The organism is Kitasatospora sp. NPDC059088 (assembly GCF_042738155.1).
GTDB lineage: Bacteria > Actinomycetota > Actinomycetes > Streptomycetales > Streptomycetaceae > Kitasatospora.
In genome coordinates, this window is the sequence record NZ_JBHYGR010000099.1 from 1,092 (window position 1) to 21,312 (window position 20,221).

Below are 20,221 nucleotides of genomic sequence, written 5' to 3' on the forward strand. Positions count from 1 at the left end.
GTGGGTGTGGTGGCGGGGGGTGGTTGTTGTGTATAACACACCGCCGCGAGCCCCGGGTGGGGCGGGCGCCGGCGCCCCCGCCCGCCCGCGCCGCCGAGCGCGCCGGCCAGGGCGGCGGCGTCGGCGGCGAGGTCGCGCAGGGTGTAGCCGGGCGCCTGCGGGTCCACCGTCGTCGACGCCCCGCTGTCGCGCAGGTCGTAGCGCACCACCCGGCGCCCGCCGGCGGCGAGGCGTTCGCAGAGGGCGTCGGGCCAGGACAGCATCGTCGGCCCGCCCACGAGCAGGACGAGCGGCGCGTCGTCGGCACCGAACGACTCGGTGCCCGAGACGACCCCGTTGGCGTGGACGGCGGCGCGCACGGCGGTGTGGGCGGCGGTCATCGGGTCACCGGGCCCCGTCGTCCCCGAGACCGCGGTCGGGCAGGCTCATGTCGCCCGTCCTGGGCGTGCCCTCGGCGAGCCCGTACCGCAGGTAGACGGTGCCCTGGGGGCCGGCCACCGGGGGTTCGAGGAGCGTGAGGTTCGTGGGCACCGCGCCCTCCTCGAAGACCTTCTTCCCGACGCCGAGCACGATCGGGTGCACCCAGAGGTCGAGGCGGTCGAAGAGCTTCTCGCGCAGGAGGGTCTGCACCAGGTTCAGGCTCCCGACGACCTTCACGTGCTCGTGCCGGTCGCGGATCTCGCGCACCGCGCCGGCCAGGTCGGGGCCCAGCCGGGTGGAGCCGGCCCACGGGAGCCCGGTCGTGCCCCGGGAGGCCACGTACTTCGGGACGCGGTTGAACAACTCGGCGATCTCGCCCTCCTTCTGCTGCGGCCAGTAGGCGGCGAAGAGGTCGTACGTGCGCCGGCCGAGCAGCAGCGCGTCCGTGCCCTCGTACGCGGCGAGGATCTGCGCCCCGGTGGCCTCGTTCAGCAGCGGCGCCTGCCAGCCGCCGTACGGGAACCCCTCCGGGTCCTCGTCGGGCCCGCCGGGCGCCTGGCCGACGAGGTCGAGGGTCGCGAACATCTCGATGTGGATGAGGCCCATGGCGGTACTCCTGGTGAGGTCGGTCGGTCCCGTCGAGATGTAGACCGGTCGGGGCCGGAAAACTCATCGCCACGCCGACACCCGGCTTCCGGAGATCCGGGGCCGCTCGCGGGCGCTCCGTACGCGCGGCTACAGTTCGATCATGATCAAGGGGGCGCAGGGAACGGAATCGGTGACGTCGCAGGGCGCGGTGGAGCCACGGGCCGGGGACGCCGACCGGGAGGCCGTGGCCGAGCGGCTGCGGGCCGCCGCGGGGGAGGGCCGGATCGACCTGGCCGAGTTCCAGGAGCGGCTTGACCTGGCCTACCAGGCCAGGACGTACGCCCAACTCGACGTCCTGGTGGCCGATCTGCCGCAGGAGCGGCCGTCCGGATCCCCGGCCGGTGGCGATGCGGAGACGCTCGTCCTCAAGACCCACCTGGGCAACATCAAGCAGGCCGGACGGTGGACGGTCCCGCGCAGGGTCGTCGCCGAGTGCAAGATGCTGAGCATCGTGATCGACTTCACCGAGGCCGCCTGCGCTCACCGGGAGGTCACCGTCGAGGCGAGCTGCGGCACGGGCGGCATCCAGCTGATCGTCCCGCCGGGCTGGGCGGTGCGGATCGACGGGGCGAGCACCAACACCGCCCACATCACCAACAAGGCCACCGCGCCGACCGACCCGGCCCTGCCGACGCTCACCGTCGTCGGGCATCCGCGGGCGGGGTACATCAAGATCAAGCAGCCCCGGCAGAAGCGGTAGCCGGTCCGGCGCGGGAAGTCGGCGGGGCCGACTTCCTGTGCCGGGCCGTCCTCGCGGGGTCGGGTGGTCAGGGGGCGGAGTCGATGCGGACGGAGCCGATCGAGGTCGGCGGGTTGAAGAACAGGGGGCTCCGGCCCTGCCGGATGACGGTGCCGGTGCAGTTGCGGGACTGGAAGACGGTGGCGCTGCCGCTGCCCGCCCGGTTCCCCACGGCGATGCTCTGGATGTGGGTGGTCAGCGAGGGGTTGACGCACTGCCCGACCGTGACCTGCCGGGAGCTGACGGTGGTGCCGTCGTCGATCTGCAAGGACGTGGGGCCGGCGGAGGCCGCCGTGGCGGCGGTCGCGAGGACGGTCGCCAGGGCGATCGATCCGATGGTGCCGCCGGTGCGGACGAGCCGGGACGGGGGGACGCGCATGGGGGTGCCCTTCCTCCGAGGGATCAGGCGGGCCCGGAGAGGGCCCGGTGCCACCTTGACCGGGGGCGGTCACGGCTGTCCCGAGGTCGGCCCGGAGTTCCCCCGAAAGAGCGGTCGGCCCTGCGGAGTTGTGGCCGCGGAGCGGGAAGTCGACCGGGCCGACGTCCGGTGCGCACGGGTGGGAAAAGGGGTTGAGGGATGATCGCCCGGGCTGGTAGCTTCCGGGTGACCGTGCAACCGCCCGAGGAGGTGAGACCCATGAACGCTGGACCCATATGGGTGCTCCCCCGCTCGTCACGGTCGGGCGATTGACGTAGGTGTCGCCGGGAGCGCCTCGACAGCCAGGCACTCCCGAAAGGCAACACCTCGTGCACTCTCCGCACTTCACCGCGCAGTCGTCCTCGAACGGCGTCCTTGAGCGCGACTTCACCCTGGGCGAAGTCCCCGGTGTCCTCTGGTCGCCGGCCTCCGGCGCGGCCGACCGCGCGCCCCTGGTCCTGATGGCCCACGGCGGCGGCAACCACAAGAAGCACCCGGCGATGTCCGGCCGGGCCCGACTCCTGGTGGCCGGCTGCGGCTTCCACGTCGCCGTCGTCGACGCACCCGGTCACGGCGACCGGCCGCGCACGGCGCACGACGAGGCGGAGATCGCCGCCCTGTACGCGGCCCGGGCGGCGGGCGAGCCGGAGGGCCCGATCGTCGTGCGCTACAACGACCACCTGGCGGAGCAGGCCGTGCCCGAGTACCGGGCGCTGCTGGACGCCCTCCAGGAGCTCCCGGAGATCGGCGCCGACGGGCCGGTCGGCTTCTGGGGCATCAACATGGGCACCGCGATCGGGATCCCCTTCGTGGCGGGCGAACCCAGGGTCTCCGCCGCCGTCTTCGGCCAGCACTGGCCCGACACCCTGGCCGAGCAGGCGAAGCGGATCACCGTCCCGATCGAGTTCGACCTCCAGTGGGACGACGAGCACATCACGCGCGAGGAGGGCCTCGCGCTGTTCGACGCCTTCGCCTCGACGGAGAAGTCCCTGCACGTGAACTCGGGCAGGCACAAGGACCTCCCCCGGTTCGAGGCGGACAGCGCGGCCCGCTTCTTCGCCCGGCACCTCGGCCGCCCGGCCGCCCCGTCGGCCTGACCCGTACGGTCCCGGCGCGGGACGCCCGGCGCGGGAAGTCGGCCCCGTCGACCTCCCGCGCCGGTTCAGCCCGCGAGGTGTTCCAGGAGCAGCGGTACGACCTGGTCGGCGTTGGCTTCCGGCAGCCAGTGGGTGGCGCCCTCCAGGGCCACGAACCGGTACGGGGCGCTCACGTGCGCGGCCGTCAGGTCCGCGGCGTCGCGGCCCAGGGCCCGGTCCTCGGTGCCCCAGACGTAGAGCGTGCGGACGGTGATCTCGCCGGCCGGGATCCGGAGCTCCTCGTTGACGGCCCGGTACCAGTTGAGTCCGGCCGTCAGCACTCCGGGCTCGGTCAGCCGTCGGACGTTGGACTCGGCCAGCTCCGCCGGCAGCACGTCCCGGTAGATCGCCCGCAGCCGGGCCGCGTCGTCGGCCAGCACGGCTTGCTCGGCCGCGTGCTCCGGCAGGCGGAACTCCCTTATGTACTGCGAGCGTTCGCGCTGGTCGCCGCCGTTGTTCAGGGCCGCGTAGAGCGCCTCGGGGTGCGGGGTGGAGAGCACGGTCAGGCTGTGCAGCCGCTCGGGGTGGGTGGAGGCCAGCGCCCAGGCGACGAGGCCGCCCCAGTCGTGGGCGACCAGGTGGAAGCGTGGTGCGTCCAGGGCGTCGGCGAAGCCGAGGGCGTCCGCGACCAGCAGTTCGACGGCGTAGTCCGCGATGTCCGCGGGGCGGGCGTCGGGGGAGTAGCCGCGCTGGTCCACGGCCACCGCGCGGTAGCCGGCCGCGGCCAGGGCGGTCAGCTCGGCGCTCCAGCAGTCGGCGAACTCGGGGAACCCGTGCAGCAGCAGGACGAGTTCGCCGTCGGCGGGCCCGGCGGCCAGCCCGTCGAAGGTGTGCCGGCCGACGCTCAGGCGTACGGCGGTGGGGAGGGGTGAGGACACGGGTCAGCTCCTGTCGGTAGCACGTCAACAAGATGATCAGACCACGCGACGGTGTCGGGCGACGGCGGATCCCCGGATCCCGGGTGGTCCACCACGGGCGGGACGGGCCCGGGCGGGACGGGCCAGGGGGCGCGGCGGCTCCTGCGGGCGCCGGCGTCATCCCGGCGCGCGCCTTCCGGGCACGGCGGAGCGCCGATCGGTCCCTAGGCTGGGTGCCGGCCCGCCAGCCCCGTCGAAGGACCGCGTATGCGCCGCTCCCGTCTGCTGCTGTCCCTGGCCCTGTCCGCCGTGACCGCCGGTGCCCTCGCCGCCGCCGATGCCGTACCGGACGCACCGGACGCACCGGGCGGGCCGGGCCGGCCGGTCCGCTCGGTGAGCCTGCCGGTGCTGCGTGATCCGCAGGCCCAGCAGAAGCTCCACCGGATGACGGACCCGGTGCAGGACTGGGTGGAGTCCGGCGCCCCGGCGGCGGACGGCTATGCCGGGACGGTGATCGACGCGTCGGACCAGCACGCCGACCTCTACTGGAAGGGCGAGGCCCCGGCCGAGGTCCGGAGGCTGCTCGACGCGCACGCCGACCCCGGCTACACCGTGGACGTGCACCACAGCCCGTACTCCCGGGCGGAGATGCGCGCCGCGATCGACCGGTTCACCGCCGCCGTGGCGCCCGGGGCCTGGACGTCGATCGGCCCGCAGGAGGACGGCGCCGCCATCGCGATCACGTACGCGCCGACGGCGGCCGCGCGGCTGACCGGGGGCGACGCGAGCGAGCGGGCGTACTCCCGGCGGGCCGCCGAGCTCGCCGGGATGCCGGTGACGGCCGCCGTCGGGGGCGCCCCGGCGGCGCTGTCCGGCAGCCGGCACTCCGACGGCGCGCCGTACTACGCGGGTGCCGAGGTCAACACCGGGAAGTCCGCGTTCTGCTCGACCGCGTTCAGCGGGTGGAAGGGCCGGACCAAGGTGCTGCTGACCGCCGCGCACTGCGGCAACGGCCGGTACTACAACGGCACCGGCGCGTACATCGGCGACCTGTCCGCGATCGGCGACGGTCTGGACGTCGGCACGGTCGCGATCAACGGCGACGGCGCCGGCCGGTTCTACGACGGCGCCTGGTCGGACCGCGGCGGTTCCTCACGGCACACCTACGGGGCCGGGCGCAACAACGTGGGGGACCTCGTCTGCCTGAGCGGCGCCCAGTCGGGGTGGACGTGCGACGTGCAGGTCAAGAAGGTCGACATCGAGACGACGAACGACGAGGGGACGAGGATCAAGCCGGTGGACGTCGCGGAGTCGAAGGGCGGAGACCGGCGCGCGATCGGCGCGAAGGGCGACAGCGGCGGCCCGGTGCTGGCCAACCCGTCCGGTGCGAACGGCGACATGGAGGCGCGCGGCGTGATCGTGGCCGGAGGGTCGGAGGTCGGCTGCCCGGCCGGATCGACGGCGCACCCGACGACCTGCTTCGCCCAGGTGCTGTACGTGCCGATGACGCCGGTGGTGAACCAGCTGGGCTTCTCGCTCTCCTGACGTCACTTCCGGGTGTTGGCGCGGCGGGTGGGTTCGGCCGTGGTCGGGTCCTCGGGCCAGGGGTGGCGGGGGTAGCGGCCCCGTAGTTCGGCGCGGACGGCTCGGTAGCCCTCGCGCCAGAACGACGCCAGGTCGCCGGTGACGGCGGCGGGGCGGCCCGCCGGGGAGAGCAGGTGGATGGTCAGCGGCACGCGGCCGGCGGCCACGGCGGGGGTCGTGGTCCAGCCGAAGAGTTCCTGCAACTTGACGGCCAGGACCGGGCGTTCGGTGCCGTAGTCGACCCGTATCTTCGAGCCGGACGGCACGGTGATGCGTTCGGGGGCCAGTTCGTCGAGGCGGCCCGCTTCGCCGGTGGCCCAGGGGAGGAGGCGCTGGAGGGCGGCCGTGGTGTCGATCCTCGCGAGGTCGGCGCGGCGGCGGGCGCGGGACAGTTCGGGCTCCAGCCATTCGTCGGCGCGCTCCAGCAGGGCCTCGTCGGAGACGTCGGGCCAGGGGTCGCCGAGGGCGGTGCGGAGGAAGGCGAGGCGTTCGCGGAGGCCGGAGGTGAAGGTCAGCAGCTCGCTGACGCCCTCGCGGGCGAGGCCGTCCAGGAGGGCGCCCCGGACGAGGGCCGGGTCGGGGCGCGTGAGGGGCTTCTCGGTGAGTTCGACGGCGCCGAGGGATTCGACCCGGCGGGAGGTGACCTCGCCCCGGCGGGTGTCCCAGTGGACTTCCTCGCGGGCGGTGACGAGCGGGGCGCCGGCCTGGAGGGCGGTGGACTCCTCCAGCGCCGCGGCGTGCAGGATGCGGGCCGAGTGCGAGCCGGCCGGGCGGTCGGCGGCGGCGACGGCGAGCCAGGGGAGGGCGCCCAGGGCCGTGCCGGGCGCGAGTTCGGCGGCCGTGCCGGAGGCCATCAGGTACGGGCTGCGCTCGCCGGGGGCGGGCCGCTCGACCCGGGCGCGGGCGATGCGTTCGGGGAAGGCGAGGGCGACGACGAGGCCGACGGCGGTGGCGTCGGGCAGGGCGGTCGTGCCTTCGTCGGAGGTGGCGCGCCGCAACCGGCGGACTTCGTCGCGCCAGCGGCCCGCGTACGGGTCCCGGGAGTCCTGCACCGCCCGCCAGACCGCGCCGAGGTCGTCGCCGAGGGCGCGCGGCGGTTCTTCGGAGAGCAGGGCGACCACCTCGGCCGCCCGGCGGGCACCGACGGCCGCGGCCCCGTCGACCAGGGCGCGGCCCAACCGGGGGTGCAGCCCCGTACGGGCGAGCCGGACGCCGCGGGCCGTGGCCCGGCCGTCGCCGTCCACCGCGCCGAGGGCGGTCAGGGCCTGCCGGGCGGCGGCCATCGCCCCGGCGGGCGGGGCGTCGGGCAGGGCGAGCCCGGTGGCGTCCGGGTCGCCCCAGCAGGCGGTCTGGAGGGCGAAGGAGGTGAGGTCGGCGAGGGCGATCTCGGGGGTGGGGAAGCGGGCGGCGAGGGCGTCCTCGGCCTCGTTCCAGCAGCGGTAGACGGTGCCGGGGGCCTCGCGCCCGGCCCGCCCGGCGCGCTGGCGGGCCGCGGCGAGCGAGGCCCGTACGGTGACCAGTCCGGCCAGCCCCCGGGCGTGGTCGGTGCGCGGCTCGCGGGCGAGTCCGGCGTCGACGACGACCCGCACGCCGGGCACGGTGAGCGAGGACTCGGCGACGGCGGTGGCGAGGACGACCCGGCGCCCCTGGGCCGGGGTGAGCGCGGCGTCCTGGACGGTCTGCGGGGCGCGGCCGTGGAGTTGGAGCACCTCGGCCGGGGCGCCGCTCAACTGCCCCGCCACCCGGGCGATCTCGCCGACCCCGGGCAGGAAGCAGAGCACGTCCCCGTCCTGCTCGCCCAGCGCCCGCCGCACCACGGCCGCGACGTGGTCGAGCAGCGCCGGATCGACCCTGGTCCCGTGCGCGGGCCGGACGGCGCGCGGCGGCGGCGCCCACACCACGTCGACCGGGTGGGACACCCCGTGCGCCGCCACCACCGGTGCGCCGCCGAGGAGTTCGGCCCAGGCCCCGGTGTCGGAGGTGGCCGAGGCGCAGACCAGCCCCAGTTCGGGCCGCAGCGCCGCCCGGACGTCGAGCAGGAAGGCGAGCGCGGTGTCGGCGTCCAGGTGCCGTTCGTGGCACTCGTCCAGGACGACCACGTCCACCCCGGGCAACTCCTGGTCGCGCTGGAGGCGTTGCAGCAGCACCCCGGTGGTGACCACCTCGACCACGGTGTCGGGGCCGACGCGCCGCTCCCCGCGCACGGTGTAGCCGACCTCGCGCCCCACGGACGAGCCGAGCAGCCAGGCCATCCGCCGGGCGGCGGCCCGGACGGCGAGCCGGCGCGGTTCGGCGACCAGCACCCGGCGCACCGGCCGGCCGTCGGCGAGCAGCCCCGCCAGGGCGAGCGGCACCAGTGTCGTCTTGCCGGTGCCGGGCGGGGCGGCGAGGACGGCCGTGCCGCCCCCGTCCAGGGCCTCGTGCAGCGCGGGGAGGGCGGTACGGACCGGGAGTTCGCGCCACGCGGGGTTCAAGGGGCTCAGCCCCGCTCGGTGACGAAGATCGCCGTGCCGGGGATCAGCCGCCCGCGCAGCGGGGACCAGCCGCCCCACTCCTGCTCCAGCCCGGCCGGCCACTCGGGCTCGACCAGGTCGACCAACCGGAAGCCGGCGGCGACGAGTTCGCGGACCCGGTCGCCCACGGTGCGGTGGTGCTCGACGTAGGTGGCATGGCCGTTCTCGTCCTGCTCGACGTACGGGGTGCGGTCGAAGTAGGAGGACATCGCGGTCAGGCCCTCGACGCCGGGCTCGTCGGGGAAGGCCCAGCGGATCGGGTGGGTCACCGAGAACACCCAGCGCCCGCCGGGCCGCAGCACCCGGTGCACCTCGCGCATCAGCCGCTCGGTGTCGGCACTGAACGGCACGGCGCCGTAGGCGGAGCAGGCGAGGTCGAAGGAGGCGTCCGCGAAGGGCAGGACGGCCGCGTCGGCCTGGACGACGGCGACGGGCTCCACGCCCCGGCCGAGGTCGATCCGGCGGGAGTGCTGGAGCTGGCGGTAGGAGATGTCGAGGGCGACGGGGCGGGCGCCGCGGGCGGCGAGCCAGCGGGAGCACTGGGCGGCGCCGGCGCCGATCTCCAGCACGTCCCGGCCCGCCACGTCGCCGAGCAGGCGGGCGTCGGCCTCGTCCAGGCCCTCGGGGCACCAGGTGAAGCGGTCGTCGCCGAGGAACTCGCCGTGCTCGTCCTGGTACTCGTCGGCGTTGCGGTCCCACCAGTGCCGGCTGGCCCGGCTGCTCTCGCCGAGCCCGGCCTCGCGCCGGACCGCGTCGTCGCCGTCCTCCTCCTCCAACTCGTCGGATCCGTCGGCCCCTGCGGGAGAGGTGTCAAGATCGTGAAGGGCGGACTGGGGGGTGGTGGCCACGGTGACAATGCCCATCGCGTAGGGTATGGAGTGCGGAAGCGCCGCTGCCGCGAAACGGCCCCGACCGGGGCCGGATCCTGGCGGTGGCATCCGGGGAAGGGCCCCTTCGGGCGCCACCGCGAGGTGCGCAACCGGAGGATATGGCCTGATCCGTACCAGGCTCCACCGTCTTGCCTCTTCTGGCGTTGACCGTGCCTGGCCGTCCCCGTATGCTACAAGTTGCGCTGCGGGCCTGCGCGCCTCGGACGGAGCAGGTCGCGCTCGCATCTGTCGAAGACCCCACGGTCGCAAGACGGACGCCGATTTCTCGTTGTTCACGGGATTTCCGGTGTGCCGTGTTCTTGGCTGTCCGGCTTTCGGTGGGAGCGATACGGGCCCTCCGCGTGGCATTACCTACGACTTTCATGTCCGTACCGGAGCCCTTTTCCTAATGACGAGCCCCACCGACTCCTCCCTCAGCACCACCCCGCAGGTCGCGGTCAACGACATCGGCGACGCGGAGGCCTTCCTCGCCGCCATCGACGAGACCATCAAGTACTTCAACGATGGCGACATCGTCGAGGGCGTCATCGTGAAGGTCGACCGTGACGAGGTCCTCCTCGACATCGGTTACAAGACCGAGGGCGTCATCCCGTCCCGCGAGCTCTCGATCAAGCACGACGTTGACCCGCACGAGGTCGTCGCCGTCGGTGACAACATCGAGGCCCTGGTTCTCCAGAAGGAGGACAAGGAGGGTCGTCTCATCCTGTCCAAGAAGCGCGCTCAGTACGAGCGTGCCTGGGGCACGATCGAGAAGATCAAGGAAGAGGACGGCATCGTCACCGGTACCGTCATCGAGGTCGTCAAGGGTGGTCTCATCCTCGACATCGGCCTCCGGGGCTTCCTCCCCGCCTCGCTGGTCGAGATGCGCCGCGTCCGCGACCTCCAGCCCTACGTGGGCAAGGAGCTCGAGGCCAAGATCATCGAGCTGGACAAGAACCGCAACAACGTGGTCCTGTCCCGCCGTGCCTGGCTGGAGCAGACCCAGAGCGAGGTCCGCCAGACCTTCCTCACCACCCTCCAGAAGGGTCAGGTGCGCTCCGGCGTCGTCTCCTCGATCGTCAACTTCGGTGCCTTCGTGGACCTGGGTGGCGTCGACGGCCTGGTGCACGTCTCCGAGCTGTCCTGGAAGCACATCGACCACCCGTCCGAGGTTGTCGAGGTCGGCCAGGAGGTCACCGTCGAGGTTCTCGACGTTGACATGGACCGCGAGCGCGTCTCCCTGTCGCTGAAGGCGACCCAGGAGGACCCGTGGCAGCAGTTCGCCCGTACCCACCAGATCGGCCAGGTCGTTCCGGGTAAGGTCACCAAGCTGGTTCCGTTCGGTGCGTTCGTCCGCGTGGACGAGGGCATCGAGGGTCTGGTCCACATCTCCGAGCTGGCCGAGCGCCACGTCGAGATCCCGGAGCAGGTCGTCCAGGTCGGCGACGAGATCTTCGTCAAGGTCATCGACATCGACCTCGAGCGTCGTCGCATCAGCCTGTCGCTCAAGCAGGCCAACGAGGCCCTGGGTGCCAACCCGGCCGAGGTCGAGTTCGACCCGACCCTGTACGGCATGGCCGCCTCGTACGACGACCAGGGCAACTACATCTACCCGGAGGGCTTCGACCCCGAGGCGAACGACTGGCTGCCCGGCTTCGAGAAGCAGCGTGAGGAGTGGGAGCGCCAGTACGCCGAGGCGCAGACCCGCTTCGAGCAGCACCAGGCCCAGGTCATCAAGAGCCGCGAGGCCGACGCCGAGGCCGCTGCCGAGGGTGGCGACGCCGTCGCCGCCGCTGCCGGTGGTTCCTACTCGTCCAGCAGCGACGAGGGCTCGGGCGCCCTGGCCTCCGACGAGGCCCTGGCCGCCCTGCGCGAGAAGCTGGCCGGCGGCCAGAGCTGAGGCTCTCGCCCCCCGCTAGCTGACAGCTAGGGAACGGGCCCCATCCGGATCACTCCGGGTGGGGCCCGTTTCGCGTTCTCCGACCGTTTCGCGCGCCCCTCACGCTTTCGTTTCACACCGTCGTTCGCACCTTCGATTCACGCCTTCGTTTTCCGGTTTGACTTATGTGTGGTTTATGTGAAGGGAAATGTGAGATGAGGCTCATTGCCCTGCTATAGGCCGGACTTCGGGTTGCACCTACATTGAGTGGAGCTGCCCGAAAGGCTCCTTCATGCGCATGCGCAACCCCTCCTCCGCCGTCCCCGCCGCCGTGGTCGGTGGCCGGCTCGCCGCGATCGGCCGGTTCTGTTTCCGCCACCGTCGCTGGGTGCTCGGCTTCTGGGCCGCGGTCCTCGTCGTCGGGGTGCTGATCGGCGGCCGGGTGTTCGAGGGTTCGGTGGCCGGGGCCTCCTCCGCGACCGCCGAGGCGGACCGGGGCAGTGCGGTGGTCGCCGCGGCCGACCCGGTCAAGGGGACGCTGACCGCGGTGGTGGACGGCAGGCCGGTGGACGACCCGGCCGTACGGGCCGCCGTGCAGAAGGCCACCGCCGAGATCGCGGCGCTGCCCGGGGTCGCCGGCACCCAGGACCCGTACGGCTCCGGCCCGGGTGCGGCCGCGCTGCGGGCCGCCGACGGCAGGGCCGGCCTGGTCAGCGTACGGATGGCCGACACCGCGACCTCCGCGCAGACCGACGCGGCCACCCACCGGCTGGCCGCCCTGAACGGCGCGGGCGGGGCGCACGTGACCGTCGGCGGGGACCTCGTCCTCCAGCAGGAGGTCAAGAAGCAGACCGAGCAGGACACCCGCTTCGGCGAGATGGTGACCCTGCCGCTCACCCTGGTCGTCATGGTGCTGGTGTTCGGCGGCCTGGCCGCCGCCGCACTGCCGGTGATCGGCGCCGTCGCCTCGGTGGGCGGGGCGCTGCTGGCCATGTTCGGGTTCAGCCGGATCATGGACATCGACACCAGCGTGCTGCCGATCGCCACCGTGCTGGGGCTCGGGCTCTCGATCGACTACGCCCTGCTGATGGTGAATCGTTTCCGCGAGGAGCGCGGCCACGGCGCGGGCATCGCCGCCGCGGTCGAACGCACCGCCGCGACCGCCGGACGCACCGTCGCCTTCTCCGGACTGACCGTGGCCGTGGCGCTGTCCGGACTGTTCGTCTTCACCAGCCCGGTGCTGGGCGCGGTCGCCGCCGCCGGGGTGAGCGTGGTGGTGATCGCGGTCGCCGCCGCGCTCACCCTGATCCCCGCGCTGCTCGGCTTCGCCGGCGGCCGGATCAGGACACCGAGCGCGCCCGTCCCCGACGAGGGCTTCTTCAGCCGTACCGTGCGCCGGGTCCGCAAGCGGGCGGTGCTCGTGACCCTCGCCTGCGTGGGCGTGCTGATGGCGGCCGGGGCGCCGTTCCTGCACGCCGACATGCGCAGTTCCGGCGCCGCCGTGCTGCCCGCCTCCTCGGCCGGGCGGCAGGTCGCGGAGGCGATCGACCAGCGCTTCCCGCAGATCGCGGCCGCGCCGATCACCGTCGTGGTCGAGGGCGGGGCGCCGGTGGCCCAGGCGTACGCGGACGAGGTGGTGGCCAAGCTGCCGGGCGTCAGCGCGGTCCGGGCCGTGACACCGGTGAGCGGGGCGGTGTCGACGGTCGACGTGCTGGTGCACGGGGACCCGCAGGGCGCCACGGCCAAGCAGGTGGTGGACGAGCTGCGGGCCGACCGGGGCGGGTTGAAGACCTACGTCACCGGCGGCGCGGCCTCGGTGGTGGACTTCCAGGACGAGTTGCTGGCGCGCGGGCCGTGGGCGCTGGGCCTGGTCGCGGCCGGGACGCTGGTGCTGCTGTTCCTGATGACCGGCTCGGTGGTGATGCCGGTCAAGGCGCTGCTGATGAACGTGCTGTCGCTGGGCGCCTCGCTCGGCGCGCTGACCCTGGTGTTCCAGGACGGCTGGCTGAGCGGGCTGCTCGGGTTCAGCTCGACGGGCGGGCTGGAGACCTTCATCCCGGTGCTGGTCTTCGCCTTCGCCTTCGGGCTCTCCATGGACTACGAGGTGTTCCTGCTCGCCCGGATCAAGGAGCTGACCGACCGCGGGTACGGCTGCGTCCGGGCGGTGGAGCTGGGCGTCCAGCGCAGCGGTCGGATCATCACCTCGGCGGCGCTGCTGATGGTGATCGTCTTCGCGGGCTTCGCGCTCGGGGACATGCTCATGGTCAAGCAGATGGGCATCGCGCTGGCGGTGGCCGTCGCGGTGGACGCCACCCTGGTGCGCTGCCTGCTGGTGCCGGCCGCGATGAGCCTGTTCGGCGAGTTCAACTGGTGGGCGCCCGCACCGCTGCGACGGCTGCACCGGCGGTTCGGGCTGAGCGAGCACGTGGACCTGCCGGAGATCGAGCCGGCGGTGCTCCCGGCGCAGCGGCCGGCGGCCAAGGACCTGGTCGAGGCGTAGCAGGACCGGGCGGCGGCTGCCCTGCCGGAGCGACGGCGGTTCACGCGAGGCGGTTCAGCAGGCCGACGGCGGTGCGCAGTTGCTCGCGCTCGGTGGTGCTGAGGCGGGACTCGATGGCGGTGGCGATGTGGTGCTCGCGGCGGGCGCGCTGGTCGAGCAGGGCCAGCCGCCCCGCTTCGGTGGTGGCGATCAGCTGCTTGCGGCCGTCGGTGGGGTGGGGCTGCTGGGCGACCAGGCCGGCCTCGGACATCAGGGCGACGGTGCGGGCCATCGACTGGTGGCGCACCCGGCGGAGGTCGGCGAGCTCGGCGACGGTGTAGGAGCGTTCGTCGCGGACCAGCAGACCGAGCACCGCGGCCTGGTTGGGCGGCAGGTCGTCGCTGTCGCGCAGGGTGCGGACCAGGCTGCCGAGGGCGGAGCGCAGGTCGGCGGCGAGATCCAGGGTGTCCGGGTGCGGGGCGTTGCTGGGCATGGGAGAAGTGTATCGGGAATTTGTGCAGCAAGACTGTACAGCTGTGCTGTATGGTTTCCTCCATGCGAATCACGAAGTTCGGACACGCCTGCGTACGCGTCGAGCACGCCGGAACCACGCTCGTCATCGACCCCGGAGCCTTCACCGACCCCGCCGCCCTGGCCGGGGCCGACGCCGTCCTGATCACCCACGAGCACATGGACCACTTCGAGCCGTCCCGGCTGCGCGCCGCGCTGGAGGCCGACCCGGCACTGCGGGTGTGGACCAACGGCGAGGTCGCCGCCCAGCTGGACGGCGACGGGCAGCGGATCACCGTCGTCGGCGAGGGCGACGCCTTCGAGATCGGCGGGGTCGGGGTCTCCGTCCACGGCGAGTGGCACGCCGAGATCCACCGGGACATCCCGCTGGTGAAGAACATCGGCTTCCTCCTCGACGGCCGGCTGTTCCACCCCGGCGACGCCTTCACCGTGCCGCCGCACGCCGTGGACACCCTGCTGCTGCCCCTCGCGGCGCCGTGGAGCAAGGCCGGCGAGGTGGTCGACTACGTCCGGGAGTCGGGTCCGCGGGTGGCGGTGCCGGTGCACGAGGCGACGCTCAGCCCGATCGGGCACATGATCGCCACCCGGCTGCTCGGGCCGGACGGGCCGGGGACCGGATCGGAACTGACCGTGCTGGGCGACGGCGAGAGCCTGGAACTGGGCTGAGCCGGGCCGGGCTGACGCGTCCGTCGCCGCGCCGGTAGCCTGACGCCATGCTGAAGATCGGACTGACCGGCGGGATCGGCGCGGGCAAGAGCGAGGTGTCCCGGCTGTTCGCCGCGCACGGCGCGGTGATCGTGGACTCCGACCTGATCGCCCGTGAGGTGGTCGCCCCCGGGACGGACGGCCTGGCGGCCGTGGTCGCCGAGTTCGGCCCGCAGGTGCTGCGCGAGGACGGCGCGCTGGACCGGCCGGCCCTCGGGGCGGTCGTGTTCGCCGACCCGGAGAAGCTCCGGGCGCTGAACGCGATCGTCCACCCGCTGGTGCGGGCCCGCTCCGCCGAACTGGAGGCGGCGGCCGCGCCGGACGCGGTCGTCGTGCACGACGTGCCGCTGCTCGCCGAGAACGGGCTGGCACCGCTGTTCGACCTGGTCGTGGTGATCGACGCGGACGACGAGGTCCGGCTGGACCGGCTGGTGCGGCTGCGCGGGATGGCCGAGACGGAGGCCCGGGCCCGGATGGCCGCGCAGGCCTCGCGGGCGGACCGGCTGGCGGTCGCCGACCTGGTGATCGACAACGGCGGGCCGCTGGACGCGCTGTCTGCGCGGGTCGACGAGGTGTGGGCGCAGCTGGTCGAGCGGGCCGCCGTCTAGGACCTTCCCCGGCCTTTCCTCCCCTGGGGACGACCGTCGGATCATGTGACCGATCCGGTGGTCCGGAGGGGACTCGGACGCCGTTCCGTGGGGAAGGGAGCATGGAGTGATGGATGATCGTTTTTCCCCTGAACCGCTGAACGTCGAGCGCTTGGAGAGCTACTCCCGCGCCGAACAGGACCAGATCCTCGGCCCCGGCGAGGACCCGTACGGCGTCGCCTACACCGGGCTCGCCTTCCGGCCCAAGGACGTGCACTTCGGCATCCGGGCCGCCGACGGCCGGCTCGTCGCCCACACCGGGCTGCTCCCGGTCCCGCTCACCGTCGGCGGCACCGACCTGGACGCGATCGGCGTCGGCGGTGTCTGCGTCGCCGCCGAACGGCGCGGCGAGGGGTTGGCGCACGCCGTGGTCGGCAGCGCCGTGGACCACGGGCGCGCGCTCGGCTTCCGGTACGCACTGCTGTTCTGCCGCCCGCCGCTGGCGGCGTTCTACCGGGGGCTCGGCTTCCGGGAGGTGGCCGAGGAGGTGACGGTCGAGCAGCCGGAGGGGCGGCTCGCGGTCATGCCGCTGCGCACCATGTGGCGGCCGCTGGCGGAGGGCGCCGGGTGGCCGGAGGGGCCGGTGCGGCTGCGCTCGCTGCCGATGTGAGGGTCGATCGGCTGCCGGCCGGCTGAGGCTCAGGCCGCCCTGGCCCAGCCGGTGTCCGCGTGGGCGACGGCGGCCTCCGCCAGGGCGCGGATCATCGGGTGGGCCCGGGTGCCGTCGCCGGACAGCTCAGGCTGGAACAGCGAGGCCAGGAAGAACGGGTGCCCCGGCAGTTCGAGGATGCGGACCTCGCCGGACGGGTCCGCGCCGCTGAAACGCAGCCCGTGGGCGTGCAGCCGGTCCAGGTAGTCGGCGTTGAGGCCGTAGTTGCAGCGGTAGCGCTCCTGGGTGGCGGTGGCACCCAGGGTGCGCTCGGCCAGGCTGCCGGGAGTGATCGCGACGGCGCCCTCGTGGCCGACCAGGGAGCAGCTGAGCGGGACGATCACCTGCTCGTCGAGGTCCGGGTCCTGCTCGCCGTTGACGGCGTTGGTGATGCCGCAGACGTTCCGGGCGAACTCCAGCGCCGCGTGCTGGAACCCGGCGCAGGTGCCGAGGAAGGGGATGCCGTTCTCGCGGGCGGTCCGGATCGCGGCCAGGGCGCCCTGCTCGCTGCGGTACGGGCTGCCGGGCAGCAGCCAGACGGCGTCGAAGCCGTCGAGCGCGCCCGGGGCCCCGGCGTCCTCGGTGGGGATCCAGTACGCGTCCAGGACCAGTTGCTCGCGCTCGGCGAGGGAGGCGAGCAGGCCGGGGACGCGGGCGTGCGAGCGGACGGCGGGGGAGCGGTCGCCGACCAGGGCGATCCGGGGGGTCAGATAGGTCATGGGGCTATCCTGACCCCGCATCCGAGATCAGTGCCAACGATGATTTCTTACTCCTCGATCAGATCGGTTGATGGCCGCCGTGGATCCGCAGCAGCTCCGCACCTTCGTCACCGTCACCCGGCTCGCCTCCTTCTCCGAGGCGGCCCGGGACCTCGGCTACACCCAGTCCGCGGTGTCCCAGCAGATCGCCGCGCTGGAGGCCGACCTCGGCACCGCCCTGCTGGGCCGCCGCCCGGTCGCCCCCACCGCGGCCGGACGGCGACTGCTGGAGCACGCCGCCCCGCTACTGGTCCGCTTGGAGGCGGCGCGCGCCGACGTCGCACGCCTGGCCGGCGCCCCGAGCGCCCGGCTGGTGCTCGGCGCCACCCCGCTGGCGGTCGGAGCGGCCCTGGGGCACGCACTCGGCGAAGTGCGCCGGGTGTTCCCGCAGGTGGAACCCGTCGTCCAGGTGCTCGCCCAGGGGGTGCTGCCCGCCCAGGTCGCCACCGGCGAGGTCGACCTCGCGCTGATCGACGGCCTGGCCGCGCCCAGCGACCCGCTGCCGCTGCCCGAGGTCGGCCCGCTGACCACCGTCGCCGTCGGCGAACAGCCGCTCGCCGTCGCCCTGCCGCTCGGACACCCGTTGGCCGGCCGCCCCGGCCTCGCCCTCGCCGACCTGTCCGCCGCCCGCTGGCTGGACGCCCCCGACCTCACCCCCACCGCGGACCGGCTGCGCGCCGCCACCGGCACCGACGGCTTCCGGCCCGCCACCCGCTACCGCGGCACCGATCTGCACGGGCTGCTCACGCTGGTCGCCGCCGGACACGGACTCACCCTGCTGCCCGCCCCCGTCCTCGCCCGGGTGCCCGGCATCGCGTCCGCCCCGATCGCCGCACCCCGACTGGTGCACCGCACCGAACTCCTCCACGGCAGCCTGCCGGAGGGGCCGGCGGCGCTGCTGGCGCGGCTGCTGGCGGGGTGAGGGGGCGGTCGGTATTTCACTTGGCGGGTTGACCGGCACCTGGCAGAGTCGGCGCATGACGCGCGACGACCTCGTCGGGATGCTGGCCGGGCAGACACCGGCCTGCGGCCCCGCACGCGAAGCCCTGCTCGCCGGGGCGACTTTCGAGGTCGGGAGCAACCTGATCCCCGCCCGACAGCACTTCGGCGTCTTCCGGCGCCGACTCGAACGCACCCGGCGGCTCGGGTTCGAGGTGCCCGGCCTCGCCGAGAGCGTCGCGGTCTTCGAAGCGGCGGGGGAGCAGGGCCTGCGCCTCGGCGTGATCAAGGCGCCCGACCTGATCTTCTGGGTCTACCTCGACGCCACCGACACGACGGTCCTGGCCTGCATCGGCGGCCGTTGGGAGGGGAAGGGCTGACGGCGAGCCGAACGGCACCTTGCCGCGCCGGTCAGACTGCGGCCCGGGCGGCGTTGCGGGTGAGGAAGTCCGCGACCGTGCCGGTGAGTGCCGCGGGGTCGTCCAGCCAGGGGTAGTGGCCCGCGCCCGGCTGGACGGTGAGGGTGACGTCGGGGAAGAGTGACGCCGCCGCGGTGGCGGAGGCCGCGGTGGGCCAGAGGTCGACCTCCCCGGCGAGCAGCAGGACCGGGCAGGTGAGCGTGGCCAGTCGGCGGCGCAGAGCCTCGGTGTCGGGGGTGTAGTCGGCGTAGTAGTGCTCGCTGACCGGCAGGGAGCGCTGGGCCGGGTCGGCGGCGGCGTGGGCGCGGGCCGCGGCGTCCCAGCGGCCGTACATCAGCGGCTCGAAGGCGAAGCGGTGCCGGGCGGCCTCGGCGAAGCTGGTCGCGGACCGCATCCCGTCGTACCCGAGGACGGCCTCGGCGTGCCAGGGCTCGCCCGCCCGGGCGGCGATCACCTCCCGCGCGCCGGTGTCGGAGGGCAGTCCGACGGCGGCGAAGGAGGGGGTGAGCAGGGTGAGGCTGGTCAGGCGGTCGGGGTGGGCGGCCGCGTAGAGCATGGCGAGGGCGCCGCCGGCGGAGTGGCCGAGCAGGTCGATCCGGTCCAGGCCGAGGTGGCGGCGCAGTGCCTCGACGTCGGCGACCAGGCGGTCGACCCGGTAGCTCGCCGGGTCGGCGGGCGTCCCGGAGGCGCCGGTGCCCCGGGTGTCGGGCAGGATCAGGGTGCGGTGGGCGCCCAGGCCGCCGAGGTCGCCGAGGTACTCGGCGGCGCGGCCGGGGCCGCCGGGGAGGCAGAGCAGCGGCGGGCCGTCGCCGAGGGTGCGGAAGGCCAGGTCGGTGCCGTCGTACGAGGTGAGGAACTCCATGGCGGACAGCCTGGGGGGCCGGCGCGGGTACGGCTATCGTTCAGCCAGGACTGAATGATCGAGGGGCGGTGGCCGCGTGGCGGTGGAGATCCGGTTGTCGGCGGCCGAGGTCGCCCGGGTGCGGTTCGCGGTCTCGCCGCTGGCCGAGACGGTGCTCGGGCTGCGGCCGGCGCTCGGGGTCGGTGGGCACGACGTGCACCGGGCGTGGGTGCGCGGGGCCCGGTCGGTGCTCGCCCATGAACCCGAACTCCCCCTGCTGCGCGCCCTGTTGACGGGGTGCCTGCCGTCCTTCCTGTTCCCGGTGCCGGAGCTGCGGCTGCCCTCCTTCGAGGCCGAACTGGCCGGGCTGCGGGCGACCGACCCGGCGTACGTGGCGGCCGAGTGCACCGCCGCGCTGGGCGCCGCCCGGGCGCGTCGACTGCCGGACGCGGCCGAGCTGTTGGGGCGGGTCGCCGATGCGCTGGAGCGCCTCCACGGCGAGCTGGTCGCCCCGCACTGGGGGCGGATGCGGGCCCTGCTGGAGGCGGACCTGGGCCGCCGGGCGGTGACCCTGGTGGACCGCGGGGTGGAGGGGCTGTTCGCCGAGCTGCACGGTGATGTCGTCTGGCGGGAGGGCGAGTTGGTGGTGCACGGCCGTCGTCGTACCGGGTCGGTGTGGACGGTCGAGGCGGGCGGGCACGGTCTGGCGCTGATGCCGTCGGTCTTCGGCTGGCCGGACGTGATCGTCGACCACTCCCCGCGCGCCGCCGCCTCGATCCGCTACCCGGCGGCCGGGGTCGGGCTGTTGTGGGAGGAGCCCCGGCCGTCCTCCGCCGGGCTGGCCGCCGTGCTGGGGCGCACCCGCGCGGAGCTGCTCGCCGTGCTCGGCGAGCCGTTGAGCACCCCGCAGCTCGCCGAGCGGCTCGGCGTCACCCCGAGCGCCGTCTCCCAGCACCTCGGTGCGCTGCGCGGCGCTGGGCTGGTGGCCACCCGGCGGAGCGGGCGCAACGCGCTGCACCTGCGGACGGCGGTGGGGGCGGTGCTGGTGGGGGAGGCGGGCGCCGTGCAGCCGGGGGCTGAGGGCTGAGGGCCGAGGGCTGGAGTCCCGGGGGAGGGCGGATGTGGAGGGGGTGAACACCACTCGTTCACGTCCCGGACCTGACGATCGTCGCGCGGGCGGTGCTGTCATG

General features: G+C 74.1%; 20 protein-coding genes. 11 read left to right on the forward strand and 9 right to left on the reverse strand.

What is annotated here, in order from left to right:
- Both ACFWXO_RS32780 and ACFWXO_RS32785 read right to left on the reverse strand, forming a co-directional pair.
- Positions 1–380: alpha/beta fold hydrolase (locus tag ACFWXO_RS32780; protein ID WP_380528454.1), on the reverse strand; the 380-nt coding region annotated here is incomplete at its 3' end.
- Positions 381–384: 4 nt separating this feature from the next.
- Positions 385–1,026 (reverse strand): dihydrofolate reductase family protein, encoded by a 642-nt coding sequence (locus ACFWXO_RS32785; protein WP_380528456.1) that lies wholly within the window; start codon positions 1,024–1,026, stop codon positions 385–387.
- 142 nt (positions 1,027–1,168) lie between these two features.
- Here ACFWXO_RS32785 and ACFWXO_RS32790 point away from each other — a divergent pair, with 142 nt between their 5' ends.
- On the forward strand, positions 1,169–1,768 hold the full coding sequence (locus ACFWXO_RS32790; RefSeq protein WP_380528458.1) for a DUF1707 domain-containing protein: 600 nt from the start codon (positions 1,169–1,171) through the stop codon (positions 1,766–1,768).
- 67 nt (positions 1,769–1,835) lie between these two features.
- On the opposite strand, the gene ACFWXO_RS32795 is transcribed toward ACFWXO_RS32790, so the two are convergent.
- Complete coding sequence (locus ACFWXO_RS32795; RefSeq protein WP_380528460.1) at positions 1,836–2,186, reverse strand: hypothetical protein; 351 nt, start codon at positions 2,184–2,186, stop codon at positions 1,836–1,838.
- 368 nt (positions 2,187–2,554) lie between these two features.
- On the opposite strand from ACFWXO_RS32795, the gene ACFWXO_RS32800 reads away from it, so the two are divergent.
- On the forward strand, positions 2,555–3,322 hold the full coding sequence (locus tag ACFWXO_RS32800; protein WP_375893406.1) for an alpha/beta hydrolase: 768 nt from the start codon (positions 2,555–2,557) through the stop codon (positions 3,320–3,322).
- A gap of 65 nt (positions 3,323–3,387) precedes the next feature.
- On the opposite strand, the gene ACFWXO_RS32805 is transcribed toward ACFWXO_RS32800, so the two are convergent.
- Positions 3,388–4,239, reverse strand: coding sequence for an alpha/beta fold hydrolase (locus ACFWXO_RS32805; protein WP_380528462.1), 852 nt, complete (start codon positions 4,237–4,239; stop codon positions 3,388–3,390).
- A 246-nt stretch (positions 4,240–4,485) separates the two neighbouring features.
- Between ACFWXO_RS32805 and ACFWXO_RS32810 the strand changes: the two genes are divergently transcribed.
- On the forward strand, positions 4,486–5,763 hold the full coding sequence (locus ACFWXO_RS32810) for a hypothetical protein (protein ID WP_380528464.1): 1,278 nt from the start codon (positions 4,486–4,488) through the stop codon (positions 5,761–5,763).
- Positions 5,764–5,765: 2 nt separating this feature from the next.
- On the opposite strand, the gene hrpB is transcribed toward ACFWXO_RS32810, so the two are convergent.
- Both hrpB and ACFWXO_RS32820 read right to left on the reverse strand, forming a co-directional pair.
- A complete protein-coding gene (gene hrpB, locus ACFWXO_RS32815; RefSeq protein WP_380528466.1) occupies positions 5,766–8,276 on the reverse strand; it encodes an ATP-dependent helicase HrpB in 2,511 nt (836 codons plus the stop codon).
- 5 nt (positions 8,277–8,281) lie between these two features.
- Complete coding sequence (locus ACFWXO_RS32820) at positions 8,282–9,178, reverse strand: class I SAM-dependent methyltransferase (protein ID WP_375893411.1); 897 nt, start codon at positions 9,176–9,178, stop codon at positions 8,282–8,284.
- Positions 9,179–9,593: 415 nt separating this feature from the next.
- Here ACFWXO_RS32820 and rpsA point away from each other — a divergent pair, with 415 nt between their 5' ends.
- Both rpsA and ACFWXO_RS32830 read left to right on the forward strand, forming a co-directional pair.
- The gene (gene rpsA, locus ACFWXO_RS32825) at positions 9,594–11,084 is read left to right on the forward strand and encodes a 30S ribosomal protein S1 (RefSeq protein WP_329928268.1); all 1,491 of its coding nucleotides are present in this window, start codon (positions 9,594–9,596) and stop codon (positions 11,082–11,084) included.
- A 271-nt stretch (positions 11,085–11,355) separates the two neighbouring features.
- On the forward strand, positions 11,356–13,563 hold the full coding sequence (locus tag ACFWXO_RS32830; RefSeq protein WP_380528468.1) for an MMPL family transporter: 2,208 nt from the start codon (positions 11,356–11,358) through the stop codon (positions 13,561–13,563).
- 40 nt (positions 13,564–13,603) lie between these two features.
- Here ACFWXO_RS32830 and ACFWXO_RS32835 read toward each other — a convergent pair whose 3' ends face one another.
- A complete protein-coding gene (locus tag ACFWXO_RS32835) occupies positions 13,604–14,035 on the reverse strand; it encodes a MarR family winged helix-turn-helix transcriptional regulator (RefSeq protein ID WP_380407917.1) in 432 nt (143 codons plus the stop codon).
- Between the two features lie 62 nt (positions 14,036–14,097).
- Between ACFWXO_RS32835 and ACFWXO_RS32840 the strand changes: the two genes are divergently transcribed.
- From ACFWXO_RS32840 to ACFWXO_RS32850, 3 genes are all read left to right on the forward strand, one after another.
- Positions 14,098–14,739, forward strand: coding sequence for an MBL fold metallo-hydrolase (locus ACFWXO_RS32840; RefSeq protein ID WP_380528470.1), 642 nt, complete (start codon positions 14,098–14,100; stop codon positions 14,737–14,739).
- Positions 14,740–14,786: 47 nt separating this feature from the next.
- Positions 14,787–15,386 (forward strand): dephospho-CoA kinase, encoded by a 600-nt coding sequence (coaE, locus tag ACFWXO_RS32845; protein WP_375893420.1) that lies wholly within the window; start codon positions 14,787–14,789, stop codon positions 15,384–15,386.
- A 109-nt stretch (positions 15,387–15,495) separates the two neighbouring features.
- On the forward strand, positions 15,496–16,035 hold the full coding sequence (locus ACFWXO_RS32850; RefSeq protein ID WP_380528473.1) for a GNAT family N-acetyltransferase: 540 nt from the start codon (positions 15,496–15,498) through the stop codon (positions 16,033–16,035).
- A gap of 29 nt (positions 16,036–16,064) precedes the next feature.
- Here ACFWXO_RS32850 and ACFWXO_RS32855 read toward each other — a convergent pair whose 3' ends face one another.
- Positions 16,065–16,793, reverse strand: coding sequence for a hypothetical protein (locus ACFWXO_RS32855; RefSeq protein ID WP_375893424.1), 729 nt, complete (start codon positions 16,791–16,793; stop codon positions 16,065–16,067).
- Positions 16,794–16,863: 70 nt separating this feature from the next.
- On the opposite strand from ACFWXO_RS32855, the gene ACFWXO_RS32860 reads away from it, so the two are divergent.
- Complete coding sequence (locus ACFWXO_RS32860) at positions 16,864–17,754, forward strand: LysR family transcriptional regulator (protein ID WP_380528475.1); 891 nt, start codon at positions 16,864–16,866, stop codon at positions 17,752–17,754.
- 55 nt (positions 17,755–17,809) lie between these two features.
- A complete protein-coding gene (locus ACFWXO_RS32865) occupies positions 17,810–18,151 on the forward strand; it encodes a hypothetical protein (RefSeq protein ID WP_380528477.1) in 342 nt (113 codons plus the stop codon).
- Positions 18,152–18,182: 31 nt separating this feature from the next.
- Here ACFWXO_RS32865 and ACFWXO_RS32870 read toward each other — a convergent pair whose 3' ends face one another.
- Positions 18,183–19,052 (reverse strand): alpha/beta fold hydrolase, encoded by an 870-nt coding sequence (locus ACFWXO_RS32870; RefSeq protein WP_380528479.1) that lies wholly within the window; start codon positions 19,050–19,052, stop codon positions 18,183–18,185.
- Positions 19,053–19,128: 76 nt separating this feature from the next.
- On the opposite strand from ACFWXO_RS32870, the gene ACFWXO_RS32875 reads away from it, so the two are divergent.
- On the forward strand, positions 19,129–20,118 hold the full coding sequence (locus tag ACFWXO_RS32875; RefSeq protein WP_380528480.1) for a DUF5937 family protein: 990 nt from the start codon (positions 19,129–19,131) through the stop codon (positions 20,116–20,118).
- Positions 20,119–20,221: the final 103 nt, after the last annotated feature.